This is a genomic window from Streptomyces spongiae (assembly GCF_009377185.1).
Classification (GTDB): Bacteria; Actinomycetota; Actinomycetes; order Streptomycetales; family Streptomycetaceae; genus Streptomyces; species Streptomyces spongiae.
The window spans coordinates 1-13,996 of sequence record NZ_VJZC01000243.1; the positions used below are offsets into that span (position 1 = coordinate 1).

The window sequence follows — 13,996 nt, forward strand, 5'->3', positions numbered from 1 at the left end:
GAGCCCCTGGGGATGGGACGGGTAGGGGCGGCGGGGGCGTGAACCTCTCCTGGGTGATTACGCCGGGCGGTGGCCGTGGTTCGAGCGGCCCTTCTTGGTGCGCCACTTGCGTTTGCGGGTTTTCTTCGACATGTCCTTCGTAGTTAGCGGAGGACGGCGGCCCCGTCGAGGGGTCACGCACGGGCAATGGGCGCCGAAACCGCTTCCGTCAGTTTGAGAAGGTCCTCAGGAGCCAGCTCGACCTCCAGCCCACGACGGCCGGCCGAGACACAGATCGTGTCGTGGGCGCCGGCCGACGCGTCCAGGACCGTACGGAGTCTCTTGCGCTGGCCCAGCGGGGAGATGCCCCCGCGGACGTAGCCCGTGGTGCGCTCCGCCATCGCCGGGTCGGCCATCGCCGCGCGCTTGCCGCCCACCGCCGACGCCAGGGCCTTCAGGTCCAGGGAGCCCGCCACCGGGACCACGGCGACGACCAGCGCGCCGTCCACGTCCGCCACCAGGGTCTTGAAGACGCGGTCCGGGGAGACGCCCATCGCCTCCGCCGCCTCCTCGCCGTAGGAGGGGTGGGAGGGGTCGTGCTCGTAGGAGTGGACGGTGAAGTCCACGCCCGCGGACGTCAGGGTCACCGTCGCGGGCGTGCCCCCGGATTGCTGCTGGTTCTTCTTCGGCTTCTTTGCCAAGGTCTCGTGCCCTCAGGTCAGTTGACGCTCGTCAGTTCAGGCTCGTCGGGCTGCGTGTCAGCTCCGACGCCGGCAACGACGGCAGACTACGGATGATGGCCGTCTCCGCGCGCAGGAGTTTCAGCTCGTCGCGCAGGCGCGAGGCGATGTCCGGCGCCTGGAGGAGGCGCTGCTTGGCCGGGGTGTCGAGCATCATCGCGGCAGCCACCAGGTACGAGACCACCGCCGGTTCGTCCGGGAGGTCCGCACCTGTCGAGAGCGAGCGCTCACGCGCTCCCGCCAGCCGCTTCTGGTACTGGCGGAAGGCGCGCAGGACACCCTCCGCCAGGGCGCCAGCCTCGTCCCCCCGTTCCTCCGGCAGCTCCTCCACCTCGGCCGTCAGGAACGCGCCCGACGCCTCCACCGAGAGCAGCCGCACACGGGTCGTACCGGTCGCGAGTACCTCGAACGTGCCGTCCTCCTGCTCCCGGATCGTCGCCGCGTCCGCGATACACCCCACGGAGTGGAACGCACGGATCGGGTCGTCGCCGAAGCCAGCCGTCGGGCCGCGTTCGGGCAGGGACGTCTGGTCGGGCATGCCGGGCGCGCTCGGCGCGACCTCGTGGCCGTCGCGGATGGCGACGACAGCGAACCGGCGGGGTTCGGACTCGGGGGTCTTCAGCAGCTCGCGCATCATGGCGCGATAGCGCTCCTCGAAGATGTTCAAGGGGAGCACGAGCCCGGGGAAGAGCACCGAGTTCAGGGGAAAGAGCGGGAGCCGGACGGTGGTCACGACGCAAGAGCCTAATGGTCGTCGGGGCGGTCGGGTTCGGAGTGGTCACTCCTTGGGCTCGGACGGGCAGCGGACCGTGAGCGCAGCGGGATGCCGGACGCCACCTCCAGCCGTACCCCGTCCCGCAGTTCGAGGAACTGGCCGAGCGGATCGTCCGACACCCGGTCCCAGGGGAACGAGGTGGCGAACGGGCCGATCATGCGGACCTGTTCGAGGGCGTCCTGCCAGCGCTCCAGGCGTACCAGCACGTATGTCAGCAGGTTACGCACCTCGGCCGGCCAGGCGTCGGCGGCCGGGTACGCGGACGAGAGCGCGATCGCTGCGTCGGCCGCCGCGTCCAGCCGCTCGCGCCGCACGCTCGCCCCGCCACCGTCGGCGAGGTACGCGAAGGCGGCGCGCACCGGCAGTGCCTGGACCAGAGAGCCGGGGAGTGCGTCCTGGGCGGCCTGCTCGGCGAAGTCGAAGCACTCCCGGTGCGAGCCGTACCAGGACGCCGACAGGTACTGCAGGGCCGCGACATGGCAGCCGTAGTGGTGCGGGGAGCGGCGGACCGCCTCGGCCCACAGCCGCTCGAACCCGGTGTGGCCCACGTTGGTGCCGCGCGCGTGGTCGAGCGCGATCCGCCAGGGCACCGGATCGCGGGGCTCACCCTCCGCGGCCGCGGAGATCAACGGACCCACGTCGCGCAGCAGTTCACCGCGGGCAGGGGACTCCCAGCCGCGGGTCACCGCCAGCTCGGCCTTGATCAGCAGGGCGTCCGGGTCGTGCGGCGACGCCTGCTGCCACTCGGCCAGCCAGCCGTCGCGGGTGCGCGCGAAGGCCGCCAGACGGGTCGCGTACCGGTCGCGGTTCTCCCACTCGGCGGACTCCCGGGTGGTGGCGAGCAGTTTGGCCGCCGAGGCGTACTCGCCCCTGCCCGCCGCCACGAGGACGGGTGCGAGCCGCTCGTCGGGGGCGTCGAGCAGTACCTCGTCGTCGGCGGGCAGGCCGACGGCGAGGTGCGAGGTGTTCCGGATCATCCGTGCCGTGCGGATGAACGCGCGTAGCAGTGCCATGGTGCCGCCATTGAAATCCCGCAGGTCGGACAGCGCCAGAGCGAACACGTAACACTCTTTTAGTTGTGCGCTCAACAGTCAAGATAAGGTAAAAAGTCCTGTTCCGCCGCTGTTGGAACCCTGAGTTCCTTTTGCGGAACTTCTGTGTCAGTTCCTGCTCAGCAGGCGCGTCGCCCCCGCGGCCACCGTCGTCGCCAGGACCCAGCCCAGCAGGATCACCACCGCGGCCAGCCACTGCCAGCCGCCGCGCAGCTGCCAGTAGCCCACCTGGCCCAGGTCGATGACCGGCAGGAGCAGGTCCAGGGCGAACAGGGAGGCGTTCCACGGGGGGTGCTCGCCGTTCTTGATCGGCGGGTGGGCGGCGTGGGAGAAGGCGATCGACGTGGCCGCCCACAGCACGGCCATCCACACGGCCGCCCGGCCCGGACGGTAGCCGTACGCCACCGTCCAGTCCTGCGCGTACCCCCACAGCTTGGCCGCGAAGGGCAGGTTCTCGCGGCGGTGGCGCTGCCGGGCGAGCAGCACCTCGCGGGCGTCCTCGTCCTCCCCGCCGGCGCGCAACACGGTGGCGAGCCGCTCGTACGGCTCCGGGTTGTACTCGGCGGTCGCGGCGGCCACCCACTCCAGCCGTCTCACCAGGGGGAACGGGCCGCGCGGCACGAGGTTCTCGTACTGGAAGCCGCCCATCTGGAGGTTGCCCGGGCCCGGCCAGCTCTCCGCCTTGTCCATCAGGTTGACGATCCGCGCGCCCGACAGGACCACCTTGCCGCGCTCCGGGCGCTCCCCGAGGAAGCGCAGTTCGGGCACCTGGACGCGGCGCAGCGAGAGTTCCTGCTCGTCGGTGAAGGTGAAGCGGGCCTGCTCCAGGTCGACCGCGTCGCCGAACCGCCCGTCGTCGAGGCGTACCCCGCCCTCGCACACGAACCGCTGGATCCGGGTGCCGCGCGCCGGTGTGGTCCCGCTGGTCAGGATCGGGTTGTTGACGCCCGCCGGGGTCATGTAGAGGGTGCGGCCGACCGTCAACTGGGGCGCGTTGAGCGCCAGGCGCGTGTACTGGTTGGTCAGCTGCGCGCCGCGCAGGCTCAGCGACACGCCGATGGAGGCGCCGCGCAGGCTCAGCTCGCCGTGCGACTCCAGCATCTCGGCCTGGAGGTCCTGCCCGACGGTGATGCCGTCGCCGACGAGCGAATGGCCCCGCCGGTCGCGGTAGATGACGGCCTGGTTGAGCAGCAGGTCCGTGCCTATGTGTGCGTCGGTCAGCCGCACCCCGTTGTGGAACCGGCAGCGCGGCAGGTGCAGGTCGCCCTCGGTGTGCACACGGGCCGCCTCCAGCCGGGGTACCGCGCACTCGACCATCCGGAGCGTGGTGAACCGCGCCTCCGGCAGCCGTATCTCGTTCTCGAAGCGGCAGCCCTTCATCTCCACGTACGGCGCGATCGTGCCGCCCGCGAGGTCGAGGGTGTCCTCGATCTGGACGCCCACGAGCTTCAGCGCCGACACCCGCCCCGCCAGTGCGGGCGGCCCGTCCAGCAGCAGCCAGCACACGATCCGCGCCCGTACGGTCCGCTCGGGGCCCCAGGGATGGCCGCCGTGCGGATCGTCCACCACGGTGTCCCCGGCGCGCAGGTCGTACGCACTGCCGTTGCGGAAGGCCTGCCACATCCCGATCTCGGTGGCGGTCAGATCGTCCGGCGGATCCCCGTCATGGATGCCGGCCCCTTCGGTCACTACGTTTTCCCTCCTGCCCGCGTGTGCACGGGCTCCCCAGCTACTCGCGGGTTTCGCACACCCGTCCCATGCCCGCTGGGTGACTCCCTGAACGCAAGACGTGAAGGTGATCTTCCAAGTTCCCCCGCAGGTGTGTATCAGCCACTGATACGGGCGGACGGCGCCCGACCCGGGTCTGAGAGAATTGGGCCCGTGCTGCAACATTCTTCGCTGGCCCGAATCGATCTGCGCGGCGATGCCCTCCCCAAGGGCCCCGCCCTGCGCGACCTGCTGCCCCGAGCCGACTTCGACGTCGCGGCCGCCCTGGAGAAGGTGCGGCCGATCGTCGAGGCCGTGCATCATCGCGGCGACGCGGCGCTGATCGACTTCGCCGAGAAGTTCGACGGCGTGCGCCTGGAGTCCGTACGGGTCCCGGCCGGGGCGCTCAAGGACGCGCTGGAGCAGCTCGACCCGGCCGTGCGCGCGGCCCTGGAGGAGTCCATCCGCCGCGCCCGCATCGTCCACCGCGAGCAGCGCCGCACCAGCCACACCACCCAGGTGGTCCCCGGCGGCACGGTCACCGAGAAGTGGGTGCCGGTCGAGCGCGTCGGGCTGTACGCGCCGGGCGGCCGCTCGGTCTACCCGTCGTCCGTGATCATGAACGTGGTGCCCGCGCAGGAGGCCGGCGTCGGCTCGATCGCCCTCGCCTCACCCGCCCAGGCCGAGTTCGACGGCCTCCCGCACCCGACGATCCTCGCGGCCTGCGCGCTGCTCGGCGTCGACGAGGTGTACGCGGCGGGCGGCGCCACCGCGGTCGCGATGTTCGCGTACGGCACCGAGTCCTGCCCGCCCGCGAACATGGTCACCGGCCCCGGCAACATCTGGGTCGCCGCCGCCAAGCGCTACTTCACGGGCGTCATCGGCATCGACTCCGAGGCCGGTCCGACCGAGATCGCGGTCCTCGCGGACGAGAGCGCCGACCCGGTGCACGTCGCCGCCGACCTGATCAGCCAGGCCGAGCACGACCCGCTGGCCGCCGCCGTCCTCGTCACCGACTCCGCGGAGCTCGCCGACGCGGTCGAGAAGGAGCTTCAGCCGCAGGTCGAGGCCACCAAGCACATTGAGGACCGGATCCGCCCCGCCCTCGCGGGCCGGCAGTCCGCGATCGTGCTCGTCGACGGCATCGACGAGGGCCTGCGCGTCGTCAACGCCTACGGCGCCGAGCACCTGGAGATCCAGACGGCCGACGCGGCGGCGGTCGCCGAGCGCGTCGTGAACGCGGGCGCGATCTTCATCGGCCCCTGGGCGCCGGTGTCGCTCGGCGACTACGCGGCGGGCTCCAACCACGTCCTGCCCACGGGCGGTTGCGCCTGCCACTCCTCCGGCCTGTCCGTCCAGTCCTTCCTGCGCGGCATCCACGTCGTCGACTACACGAAGGACGCGCTGGCCGAGGTCGCGCACCACGTGGTGACCCTGGCGGAGGCGGAGGACCTGCCCGCGCACGGCGCGGCGATCAAGGCAAGGTTCGGTTGGAAGGTTCCGGAGAGCAAGTGACCGACGTACGTATCGACGATCTCCCCGTACGGGACGAGCTGCGCGGCAAGTCCCCCTACGGCGCGCCCCAACTGGACGTCCCCGTACGGCTGAACACGAACGAGAACCCCTACCCGCTGCCCGAACCGCTCGTCGAGCGGATCACCGAGCGGGTGCGTGAGGCGGCCCGGAACCTCAACCGCTACCCGGACCGGGACGCGGTCGAGCTGCGCACCGAGCTGGCCAGGTACCTGACGAAGACCGGCAAGCACCCGGTCGCCCTGGAGAACGTCTGGGCGGCCAACGGCTCCAACGAGGTCATCCAGCAGCTGCTGCAGACCTTCGGCGGGCCCGGCCGCACCGCGATCGGCTTCGAGCCGTCGTACTCCATGCACGGGCTCATCTCCCGCGGCACGGGCACGGGCTGGATCTCCGGCCCCCGCAACGACGACTTCACCGTCGACCTCGCCGCCGCCGAGAAGGCCATCGCCGAGCACCGGCCGGACGTCGTCTTCATCACCACCCCCAACAACCCCACGGGCAACGCCGTCCCGCGCGAGACGGTCCTCGCGCTGTACGAGGCCGCGCAGGCGGCCAAGCCCTCGATCGTGGTGGTGGACGAGGCGTACGTCGAGTTCAGTCACGGCGACTCGCTGCTCCCGCTGCTCGAAGGCCGCCCGCACCTCGTGGTGTCCCGCACCATGTCCAAGGCGTTCGGCGCGGCGGGTCTGCGCCTCGGCTACCTCGCCGCGCACCCGGCGGTCGTGGACGCCGTCCAGCTCGTACGGCTGCCGTACCACCTGTCGGCCGTCACGCAGGCCACCGCGCTGGCCGCCCTGGAGCACACTGACACGCTGCTGAAGTACGTGGAGCAGCTGAAGTCCGAGCGGGACCGGCTGGTCACCGAGCTACGGGCGATCGGCTACGAGGTGACGGAGTCGGACGCGAACTTCGTGCAGTTCGGAAGGTTCGACGACTCCCACGCCGCCTGGCGGAAGATCCTCGACCGGGGTGTCCTGGTCCGTGACAACGGCGTACCGGAGTGGCTGAGGGTGACCGCGGGAACCCCGGCCGAGAACGACGCGTTCCTCGAAGCGGTACGTGACATGAAGAAGGAGCACAGCGCATGAGCCGGGTAGGACGTGTCGAGCGGACGACCAAGGAGACGTCCGTCCTGGTCGAGGTCGACCTCGACGGCACGGGCAGGACGGAGATTTCCACCGGGGTCGGCTTCTACGACCACATGCTCGACCAGCTCGGCCGGCACGGTCTGTTCGACCTGACCGTGAAGACCGAGGGCGACCTGCACATCGACTCCCACCACACCATCGAGGACACCGCCCTCGCGCTCGGCGCCGCCTTCAAGCAGGCCCTCGGCGACAAGGTGGGCATCTACCGCTTCGGCAACTGCACGGTCCCGCTGGACGAGTCCCTCGCCCAGGTCACCGTCGACCTCTCCGGCCGCCCGTACCTCGTGCACACCGAGCCCGAGAAGATGGCGCCGATGATCGGCGAGTACGACACGACGATGACCCGCCACATCCTGGAGTCCTTCGTCGCCCAGGCCCAGGTCGCGCTGCACGTGCACGTGCCCTACGGGCGCAACGCGCACCACATCGTGGAGTGCCAGTTCAAGGCACTCGCCCGCGCCCTGCGGTACGCCAGCGAGCGTGACCCGCGGGCCGCCGGCATCCTTCCCTCCACGAAGGGCGCGCTGTGAACAGCCTCTCCACGCTCCTGATCGTCGTCGGGCTCTTCCTGCTCGGCGGGATCTACTCCTTCGTCAAGCAGAAGATGCCCAAGGGGCTCATCGTGCTGCTCTCGATAGGCGCCGGGATGTGTCTCGTCGCCGGCGTCCTGAGGCTGGAGGTGTGGAATTGAGCACGTCCAAGAGCGTTGTCGTCTTCGACTACGGCTTCGGCAACGTCCGTTCCGCCGAGCGTGCCCTCGCGCGCGTGGGAGCCGACGTCGAGATAACGCGCGACTACGACAAGGCCATGAACGCGGACGGCCTGCTGGTGCCGGGAGTCGGCGCGTTCGCCTCCTGCATGAAGGGCCTGACCGAGGTGCGCGGCGACTGGATCGTCGACCGTCGGCTGTCCGGCGGACGCCCGGTGATGGGCATCTGCGTCGGCATGCAGATCCTCTTCGCCCGCGGCATCGAGCACGGCGTTCAGACCGAGGGCCTCGACGAGTGGCCCGGCTCGGTCGAGCCGCTCCAGGCCGACATCGTGCCCCACATGGGCTGGAACACCGTCGACGCCCCGGCCGGCTCCGAGCTCTTCGCCGGCCTGGACGAGGACGCGCGCTTCTACTTCGTGCACTCCTACGCCGTCCACGACTGGAACCTCGAAGTCCACAACCCGGCCATGGCGGCCCCCAAGGTCACCTGGTCCACCCACGGCAAGCCCTTCGTGGCCGCCGTGGAGAACGGCGCCCTGTGGGCCACGCAGTTCCACCCCGAGAAGTCCGGCGACGCCGGAGCGCAGCTGCTCACCAACTGGATCGGAACCCTGTAGACCATGGCCAAGCTCGAACTCCTCCCCGCCGTCGACGTCCGTGACGGCCAGGCCGTCCGCCTCGTGCACGGCGAGTCCGGCACGGAGACCTCGTACGGCTCCCCGCGGGAGGCCGCTCTCGCCTGGCAGCGGTCCGGTGCCGAGTGGCTGCACCTGGTCGACCTGGACGCCGCGTTCGGCACGGGTGACAACCGGGAGCTGATCGCCGAGGTCACGAAGGCCATGGACATCAAGGTGGAGCTGTCCGGCGGCATCCGCGACGACGCCTCCCTGGCGGCCGCCCTCGCCACCGGCTGCACCCGGGTGAACCTGGGCACGGCCGCCCTGGAGACCCCCGAGTGGGTCGCCAAGGTCATCGCCGAACACGGCGACAAGATCGCGGTGGGCCTGGACGTCCGGGGCACCACGCTCCGCGGCCGCGGCTGGACCCGCGACGGCGGCGACCTCTACGAGACGCTGGAGCGGCTCAACAAGGAGGGCTGCGCCCGCTACGTCGTCACGGACATCGCCAAGGACGGCACTCTCCAGGGCCCGAACCTGGAGCTCCTGAAGAACGTGTGCGCGGCGACGGACCGGCCGGTGGTGGCGTCCGGTGGCGTGTCGTCCCTCGACGACCTGAGGGCCATCGCGGAGCTGGTACCCCTCGGTGTCGAGGGCTCCATCGTCGGGAAGGCGCTCTACGCGAAGGCGTTCACCCTGGAAGAGGCCTTGGAGGCTGTGTCCTCATGACGTCGGAAGCCGTGCGGCGCGTGCAGAGCGGAAGTCCCTGGGAGGAGTCCTTCGGGTTCGCACGCGCCGTCGCGGTGGGCGACCGCGTTCTGGTGGCGGGCACCACGTCCTTCAAGGGGCAGGTGCTGTACGGGGAGGGCGACCCGTACGAGCAGGCCAAGGTGGCCTTCACCGGCGCGCTGGAGGCGATCGCCGAGTTCGGGCTCGGTCCCGAGTCGGTGGTGCGGACCCGGATGTACCTGTCCCATCAGCGGGACGTCGACGAGGTGGGCAGGGCGCACAAGGAGCTCTTCGACTCCGTGCGCCCGGTCGCGACCCTGCTGGTCGTGGAGGGCTTCGTCGATCCGCGCATCCTGGTCGAAGTGGAACTAGAGGCATACAGAGGAGCCGTGGATTCATGACCCTGGCGGTCCGAGTCATCCCCTGCCTGGACGTGGACAACGGCCGGGTCGTCAAGGGCGTCAACTTCCAGAACCTGCGCGACGCGGGCGACCCCGTCGAGATGGCCAAGGTGTACGACGCCGAGGGCGCCGACGAGCTGACGTTCCTGGACATCACCGCGTCCTCCGGCAACCGCGAGACCACGTACGACGTGGTGCGCCGCACTGCCGAGCAGGTCTTCATCCCGCTCACGGTGGGCGGCGGCGTGCGCACGACCGAGGACGTGGACAAGCTGCTGCGGGCGGGCGCGGACAAGGTGGGCGTGAACACGGCCGCCATCGCCCGCCCGGAACTGATCCGCGAGATCGCCGAGCGCTTCGGCCGTCAGGTCCTGGTCCTGTCGGTCGACGCGCGCCGCACCGAGAGCGGGTCCTTCGAGGTCACCACCCACGGCGGCCGCGAGGGCACCGGAATCGACGCCATCGAGTGGGCCCACCGGGCCGCCGAGCTGGGCGCGGGCGAGATCCTGCTCAACTCGATGGACGCGGACGGCACGAAGGACGGCTACGACCTGGAGATGATCGCGGCGGTCCGTAAGCACGTGACGGTCCCCGTCATCGCCTCGGGCGGCGCGGGCAGGCTCACGGACTTCCCGCCGGCCATCGCCGCGGGCGCCGACGCCGTGCTGGCGGCCTCGGTGTTCCACTTCGGTGACCTGCGGATCGGCGAGGTGAAGCAGACACTGCGGGAGGCCGGGCACCCCGTGCGGTGACGCCCACGCCACCAGCGTTGTAAGCCCCGGTCACCAGGTGGCCGGGGCTTACTCAGATCCCCAGCTGCTTCGTCTCGTGCAGCTTCGTGATGGCCTCCTTCTCGCCGTCCAGCTCGACGTCGGCCACCTGCTGCCGCCCGTACAGGAACAGCAGCAGCTCCGACGGCTCGCCCGTCACCGTGACGACCGGCGTGCCCCGGTGGGCGACCGCCGTCTGGCCGTTCGGGCGGCGCAGCACGAGGCCCGTCGGGGCGCCGCGGCCCATCAGCCGGGCGGTGCGCTCCAGGCGGGACCACAGGGCGTCCTGGAAGACCTGGTCGAGCTCGCGCGGGGTCCAGTCGGGCTGGGCACGGCGTACGTCCTCGGTGTGGACGTAGAACTCGATCGTGTTCGAGGCCTCGTCGATCTGCTTCAGGGAGAAGGGCGAGAAACGCGGCGGGCCGGTGCGGATGAGCTGGATCAGCTCCTCGTACGGCTTCGCGGCGAACTCCGTCATCACCCGCTCCAGACGCGGAGCGAGCTGCTTGACGAGGATGCCCCCGGCGGCGTCGGGGCGGCGCTCGCGCACCACCACGTGGGCGGCGAGGTCACGGGTGTTCCAGTCGTCGCAGAGGGTCGGGGCGTCCGGGCCCGAGGCCTCCAACAGATCGGCGAGGAGGAGTCGTTCACGCTTGGCATGGGTCGACATGCGGCAAGCCTACGACCGGGTCGCGGGTCCGCCCAGTGGAGACCGGGCCGGTGCGTCGCCAAGTCCCGACGGGCGGGCCCGTATCCGGTCCGGCCTGTGGACAACCGCGGGGGGTGACGGCGGCGCGCGGCACAATGGCACCCATGACCAGCACGCCGCCCTCCAGCGGGCCCAGCGGGCCCGGCAGCCTCGATCCCGAGATCGCCGCGCGCCTCAAGCGCAGTGCCGACGGACTCGTCCCCGCCATCGCCCAGCAGTACGACACCGGAGAGGTGCTCATGCTCGGCTGGATGGACGACGAGGCGCTGCACCGCACGCTCACCACGGGCCGCTGCACTTACTGGTCGCGCAGTCGCCGGGAGTACTGGGTGAAGGGCGACACCTCCGGCCACTTCCAGTGGGTGAAGTCCGTCGCCCTGGACTGCGACGCCGACACCGTGCTGGTCAAGGTCGACCAGGTGGGTGCCGCCTGCCACACCGGCGCCCGCACCTGCTTCGACGAGGGTGTGCTGGGGGCCGTCGAGGGCGGCGCCGGTTCCGACGTACCGTCACTGGATAAGTAAGGTCAGCCGCCATGGACCTCGAGACGTTCCGCAAGCTGGCCGCCGACCGCCGTGTCATCCCCGTCAGCCGCAAGCTCCTCGCCGACGGCGACACCCCGGTCGCCCTCTACCGCAAGCTCGCCGCCGAGCGCCCAGGCACCTTCCTGCTGGAGTCCGCGGAGAACGGCCGGTCGTGGTCCCGCTACTCCTTCGTGGGCGTCCGCAGCCACGCCACCCTCACCACGCGCGACGGCCAGGCCCACTGGCAGGGCACCCCGCCCGTCGGGGTCCCCGTCGACGGAGACCCGCTCGCCGCCCTGCGCGCCACCATCGAGACCCTGCACACACCCCACGACCTCGCCGCGGGCCTGCCGCCCTTCACCGGCGGCATGGTCGGCTACCTCGGCTACGACATCGTGCGCCGCCTGGAGAAGATCGGCCCCGGTGAGCACGACGACCTGAAGCTCCCCGAGCTGACGATGCTGCTCACCAGCGACCTGGCCGTCCTCGACCACTGGGACGGCACGGTCCTGCTCATCGCCAACGCCATCAACCACAACGACCTCGACACCGGCGTGGACGAGGCCCACGCGGACGCGGTCGCCCGCCTCGACGCCATGCAGGCCGACCTCTCCCGCCCCGTCTCGCAGCCCCCGGCCATGCTCCCGCCCTCCGAGCTCCCCGAGTACACCGCCCGCTGGGGCGGCCCCGACTTCCAGGTGGCCGTCGAGGACGTCAAGGAGCGCATCCGGGCCGGCGAGGCCTTCCAGGTGGTCCCCTCCCAGCGCTTCGAAACCCCCTGCACGGCAAGCGCGCTGGACGTCTACCGGGTGCTGCGGGCGACCAACCCCTCCCCGTACATGTACCTGTTCCGCTTCGACGGCTTCGACGTCGTCGGCTCCTCCCCGGAGGCCCTGGTCAAGGTCGAGGACGGGCAGGCGATGGTGCACCCCATCGCCGGCACCCGGCACCGCGGCGCCACCCCGCAGGAGGACCAGGCCCTCGCCGACGAGCTGCTCGCCGACCCCAAGGAGCGCGCCGAGCACCTCATGCTCGTCGACCTCGGGCGCAACGATCTCGGGCGGGTGTGCGAACCCGGCTCGGTCGAGGTCGTCGACTTCATGTCCGTCGAGCGGTACTCGCACGTGATGCACATCGTGTCGACCGTCACCGGACGCGTCGCCCAGGGCCGTACCGCCTTCGACGTCCTGACCGCCTGCTTCCCGGCCGGCACGCTCTCCGGCGCCCCCAAGCCGCGCGCGATGCAGATCATCGACGAGCTGGAGCCGGCCCGCCGCGGGCTGTACGGCGGCTGCGTCGGCTACCTCGACTTCGCCGGCGACTCCGACACCGCCATCGCCATCCGCACGGCACTGCTGCGCGACGGCACCGCCTTCGTCCAGGCGGGCGCCGGCATTGTCGCCGACTCGGACCCCGTGGCCGAGGACACCGAGTGCCGCAACAAGGCGGCGGCCGTACTGCGCGCGGTGCACACGGCCAACCGGCTCGGGGACAACGCGGGCGTGGACCCCGCGTGACGGGACGCGCGGGGGTCAGGCGATAGTGGAGTACGTGACCGCATCACCTCACCCCCGTTCCGAACCCGCACGCGCCCGTGCCGGGCGGCGGAGTCTCGCCGTCGCCCTGCTGTGCGGCGCGCTCGGCGCGGCAGTGGCCCTGCTCGCCTCCCGGCAGCGCTGGTCGGAGGCCACCGCCTCGGTCGCGGGCGGCGCCTTCCCGCTGACCGCCAAGGGCAGCGAGGTCACCGGCGTGCCCGCGGCCCTCGCCATAGTGGGCCTCGCCGCGCTCGTCGCCGTGTTCGCCGTACGCAGGGCCGGGCGCGTCCTGGTCGCGGCGCTCCTCGCGCTCTCCGGCGCGGGCACCGTCGTCACGGCCGTGCTGGGCGCCTCCGACAGCTCCGCCCTCGACGAGAAGGCCGCACAGGCCTCCGGTGACACCTCCGCCACCGTCGACGCCCTCAGCCACACCGCCTGGCCGTACGTCGCGGCCGCGGGTGGCGTACTGATCCTCCTCGCCGGGCTGATCGCCCTGCGGTACGGGAAACTGTGGCCCGCGATGTCCGGCCGCTACGAGCGCGACGGGACGCCCCGGCCGCGCAAGGCGAAGCCCGTGGACCCGGACCGGCCCGAGGATCTGTGGAAGGCGCTCGACCGCGGTGAGGACCCGACGAGCGCGTAGGCGCCCCGGCGTGCGAGGAGAGACCCCCGCTCAGGGTGCTCGCGCGGGTACGGGACAATGGACGGCGAGCCTCCGACTCACACACGCATCGCATACAGCAACGAGGAGCAAGTCATGGCGGGCAGTAACCACGGTCACACCCCGGCCGCCTGGACCGGTGCCATCATCGTAATGATCGGTTTCTGCGTCGCGGGGGCCTTCATGGTGATGGCCAACCCGCTGGGTTTCTGGGCCGGCATGGTGATCACGGTCCTCGGCGGTGTCGTCGGCGGCATCATGCGCTCGATGGGTCTGGGCCAGCCGAGGGCGGCGCACCCCGCCCGCCAGGTCGCGAAGCCCGAGCCGAAGGCCGAGCCGGTCATCGCCGAGAGCTGAGCCCGCACGACGGCGTACGCGTACGCCGTCGGCGGGGGCGGATC

17 protein-coding genes are annotated in these 13,996 nt (G+C 71.2%); 12 read left to right on the forward strand and 5 right to left on the reverse strand.

Annotated features, from left to right (window positions below):
- Positions 1-173: 173 nt before the first annotated feature.
- From ybaK to FNH08_RS27655, 4 genes are all read right to left on the reverse strand, one after another.
- Complete coding sequence (gene ybaK, locus FNH08_RS27640) at positions 174-680, reverse strand: Cys-tRNA(Pro) deacylase (protein ID WP_152774250.1); 507 nt, start codon at positions 678-680, stop codon at positions 174-176.
- 31 nt (positions 681-711) lie between these two features.
- The gene (locus FNH08_RS27645; RefSeq protein WP_322725532.1) at positions 712-1,452 is read right to left on the reverse strand and encodes an LON peptidase substrate-binding domain-containing protein; all 741 of its coding nucleotides are present in this window, start codon (positions 1,450-1,452) and stop codon (positions 712-714) included.
- A gap of 11 nt (positions 1,453-1,463) precedes the next feature.
- Positions 1,464-2,507: a hypothetical protein gene (locus tag FNH08_RS27650; RefSeq protein ID WP_152774263.1), complete on the reverse strand. Its 1,044-nt coding sequence runs from the start codon at positions 2,505-2,507 to the stop codon at positions 1,464-1,466.
- Between the two features lie 147 nt (positions 2,508-2,654).
- Complete coding sequence (locus FNH08_RS27655; RefSeq protein ID WP_322725533.1) at positions 2,655-4,235, reverse strand: oxidoreductase; 1,581 nt, start codon at positions 4,233-4,235, stop codon at positions 2,655-2,657.
- Between the two features lie 192 nt (positions 4,236-4,427).
- Here FNH08_RS27655 and hisD point away from each other — a divergent pair, with 192 nt between their 5' ends.
- From hisD to hisF, 8 genes are read left to right on the forward strand one after another with little or no spacing between them, the layout of a single operon-like run.
- Positions 4,428-5,768 carry a histidinol dehydrogenase gene (gene hisD, locus FNH08_RS27660; protein ID WP_322725534.1) on the forward strand — a complete coding sequence of 447 codons (1,341 nt, stop codon included), beginning with the start codon at positions 4,428-4,430 and terminating at the stop codon, positions 5,766-5,768.
- On the forward strand, positions 5,765-6,877 hold the full coding sequence (locus FNH08_RS27665) for a histidinol-phosphate transaminase (RefSeq protein WP_322725535.1): 1,113 nt from the start codon (positions 5,765-5,767) through the stop codon (positions 6,875-6,877). The genes hisD and FNH08_RS27665 overlap by 4 nt, the downstream gene beginning before the upstream one ends.
- A complete protein-coding gene (gene hisB, locus FNH08_RS27670) occupies positions 6,874-7,467 on the forward strand; it encodes an imidazoleglycerol-phosphate dehydratase HisB (protein WP_152774252.1) in 594 nt (197 codons plus the stop codon). The genes FNH08_RS27665 and hisB overlap by 4 nt, the downstream gene beginning before the upstream one ends.
- Positions 7,464-7,628, forward strand: coding sequence for a hypothetical protein (locus FNH08_RS50955; RefSeq protein ID WP_194238634.1), 165 nt, complete (start codon positions 7,464-7,466; stop codon positions 7,626-7,628). The genes hisB and FNH08_RS50955 overlap by 4 nt, the downstream gene beginning before the upstream one ends.
- Positions 7,625-8,266, forward strand: a complete 642-nt coding sequence (hisH, locus tag FNH08_RS27675) for an imidazole glycerol phosphate synthase subunit HisH (RefSeq protein WP_152774253.1) — start codon at positions 7,625-7,627, stop codon at positions 8,264-8,266. Before FNH08_RS50955 ends, hisH begins: the two co-directional genes overlap by 4 nt.
- A gap of 3 nt (positions 8,267-8,269) precedes the next feature.
- Positions 8,270-8,995: a bifunctional 1-(5-phosphoribosyl)-5-((5-phosphoribosylamino)methylideneamino)imidazole-4-carboxamide isomerase/phosphoribosylanthranilate isomerase PriA gene (gene priA, locus FNH08_RS27680; RefSeq protein WP_152774254.1), complete on the forward strand. Its 726-nt coding sequence runs from the start codon at positions 8,270-8,272 to the stop codon at positions 8,993-8,995.
- Positions 8,992-9,396: a RidA family protein gene (locus FNH08_RS27685; protein ID WP_152774255.1), complete on the forward strand. Its 405-nt coding sequence runs from the start codon at positions 8,992-8,994 to the stop codon at positions 9,394-9,396. Before priA ends, FNH08_RS27685 begins: the two co-directional genes overlap by 4 nt.
- The gene (hisF, locus tag FNH08_RS27690; protein WP_152774256.1) at positions 9,393-10,148 is read left to right on the forward strand and encodes an imidazole glycerol phosphate synthase subunit HisF; all 756 of its coding nucleotides are present in this window, start codon (positions 9,393-9,395) and stop codon (positions 10,146-10,148) included. The genes FNH08_RS27685 and hisF overlap by 4 nt, the downstream gene beginning before the upstream one ends.
- Positions 10,149-10,200: 52 nt before the next feature.
- On the opposite strand, the gene FNH08_RS27695 is transcribed toward hisF, so the two are convergent.
- Positions 10,201-10,836 carry a TIGR03085 family metal-binding protein gene (locus tag FNH08_RS27695; RefSeq protein ID WP_152774257.1) on the reverse strand — a complete coding sequence of 212 codons (636 nt, stop codon included), beginning with the start codon at positions 10,834-10,836 and terminating at the stop codon, positions 10,201-10,203.
- 143 nt (positions 10,837-10,979) lie between these two features.
- Between FNH08_RS27695 and hisI the strand changes: the two genes are divergently transcribed.
- The 4 genes from hisI to FNH08_RS27715 all read left to right on the forward strand — a co-directional run bounded on the left by hisI (position 10,980) and on the right by FNH08_RS27715 (position 13,952).
- Positions 10,980-11,399: a phosphoribosyl-AMP cyclohydrolase gene (hisI, locus tag FNH08_RS27700; protein WP_152774258.1), complete on the forward strand. Its 420-nt coding sequence runs from the start codon at positions 10,980-10,982 to the stop codon at positions 11,397-11,399.
- A gap of 11 nt (positions 11,400-11,410) precedes the next feature.
- Positions 11,411-12,916 (forward strand): anthranilate synthase component I, encoded by a 1,506-nt coding sequence (locus FNH08_RS27705; RefSeq protein WP_152774259.1) that lies wholly within the window; start codon positions 11,411-11,413, stop codon positions 12,914-12,916.
- A 25-nt stretch (positions 12,917-12,941) separates the two neighbouring features.
- Complete coding sequence (locus FNH08_RS27710; RefSeq protein WP_322725538.1) at positions 12,942-13,577, forward strand: TIGR02234 family membrane protein; 636 nt, start codon at positions 12,942-12,944, stop codon at positions 13,575-13,577.
- A gap of 114 nt (positions 13,578-13,691) precedes the next feature.
- Positions 13,692-13,952 carry an HGxxPAAW family protein gene (locus tag FNH08_RS27715; protein WP_152774261.1) on the forward strand — a complete coding sequence of 87 codons (261 nt, stop codon included), beginning with the start codon at positions 13,692-13,694 and terminating at the stop codon, positions 13,950-13,952.
- The last annotated feature ends 44 nt before the right edge of the window (positions 13,953-13,996 follow it).

Excerpts from the sequence above, each read along its gene's own strand:
- FNH08_RS27650 (WP_152774263.1), bottom strand. The coding sequence starts at position 2,507 with ATGGCACTGCTACGCGCGTTCATCCGCACGGCACGGATGATCCGGAAC.
- hisB (WP_152774252.1), top strand. The coding sequence starts at position 6,874 with ATGAGCCGGGTAGGACGTGTCGAGCGGACGACCAAGGAGACGTCCGTC.
- priA (WP_152774254.1), top strand. The coding sequence starts at position 8,270 with ATGGCCAAGCTCGAACTCCTCCCCGCCGTCGACGTCCGTGACGGCCAG.
- FNH08_RS27685 (WP_152774255.1), top strand. The coding sequence starts at position 8,992 with ATGACGTCGGAAGCCGTGCGGCGCGTGCAGAGCGGAAGTCCCTGGGAG.
- hisF (WP_152774256.1), top strand. The coding sequence starts at position 9,393 with ATGACCCTGGCGGTCCGAGTCATCCCCTGCCTGGACGTGGACAACGGC.
- FNH08_RS27695 (WP_152774257.1), bottom strand. The coding sequence starts at position 10,836 with ATGTCGACCCATGCCAAGCGTGAACGACTCCTCCTCGCCGATCTGTTG.
- hisI (WP_152774258.1), top strand. The coding sequence starts at position 10,980 with ATGACCAGCACGCCGCCCTCCAGCGGGCCCAGCGGGCCCGGCAGCCTC.
- FNH08_RS27705 (WP_152774259.1), top strand. The coding sequence starts at position 11,411 with ATGGACCTCGAGACGTTCCGCAAGCTGGCCGCCGACCGCCGTGTCATC.
- FNH08_RS27715 (WP_152774261.1), top strand. The coding sequence starts at position 13,692 with ATGGCGGGCAGTAACCACGGTCACACCCCGGCCGCCTGGACCGGTGCC.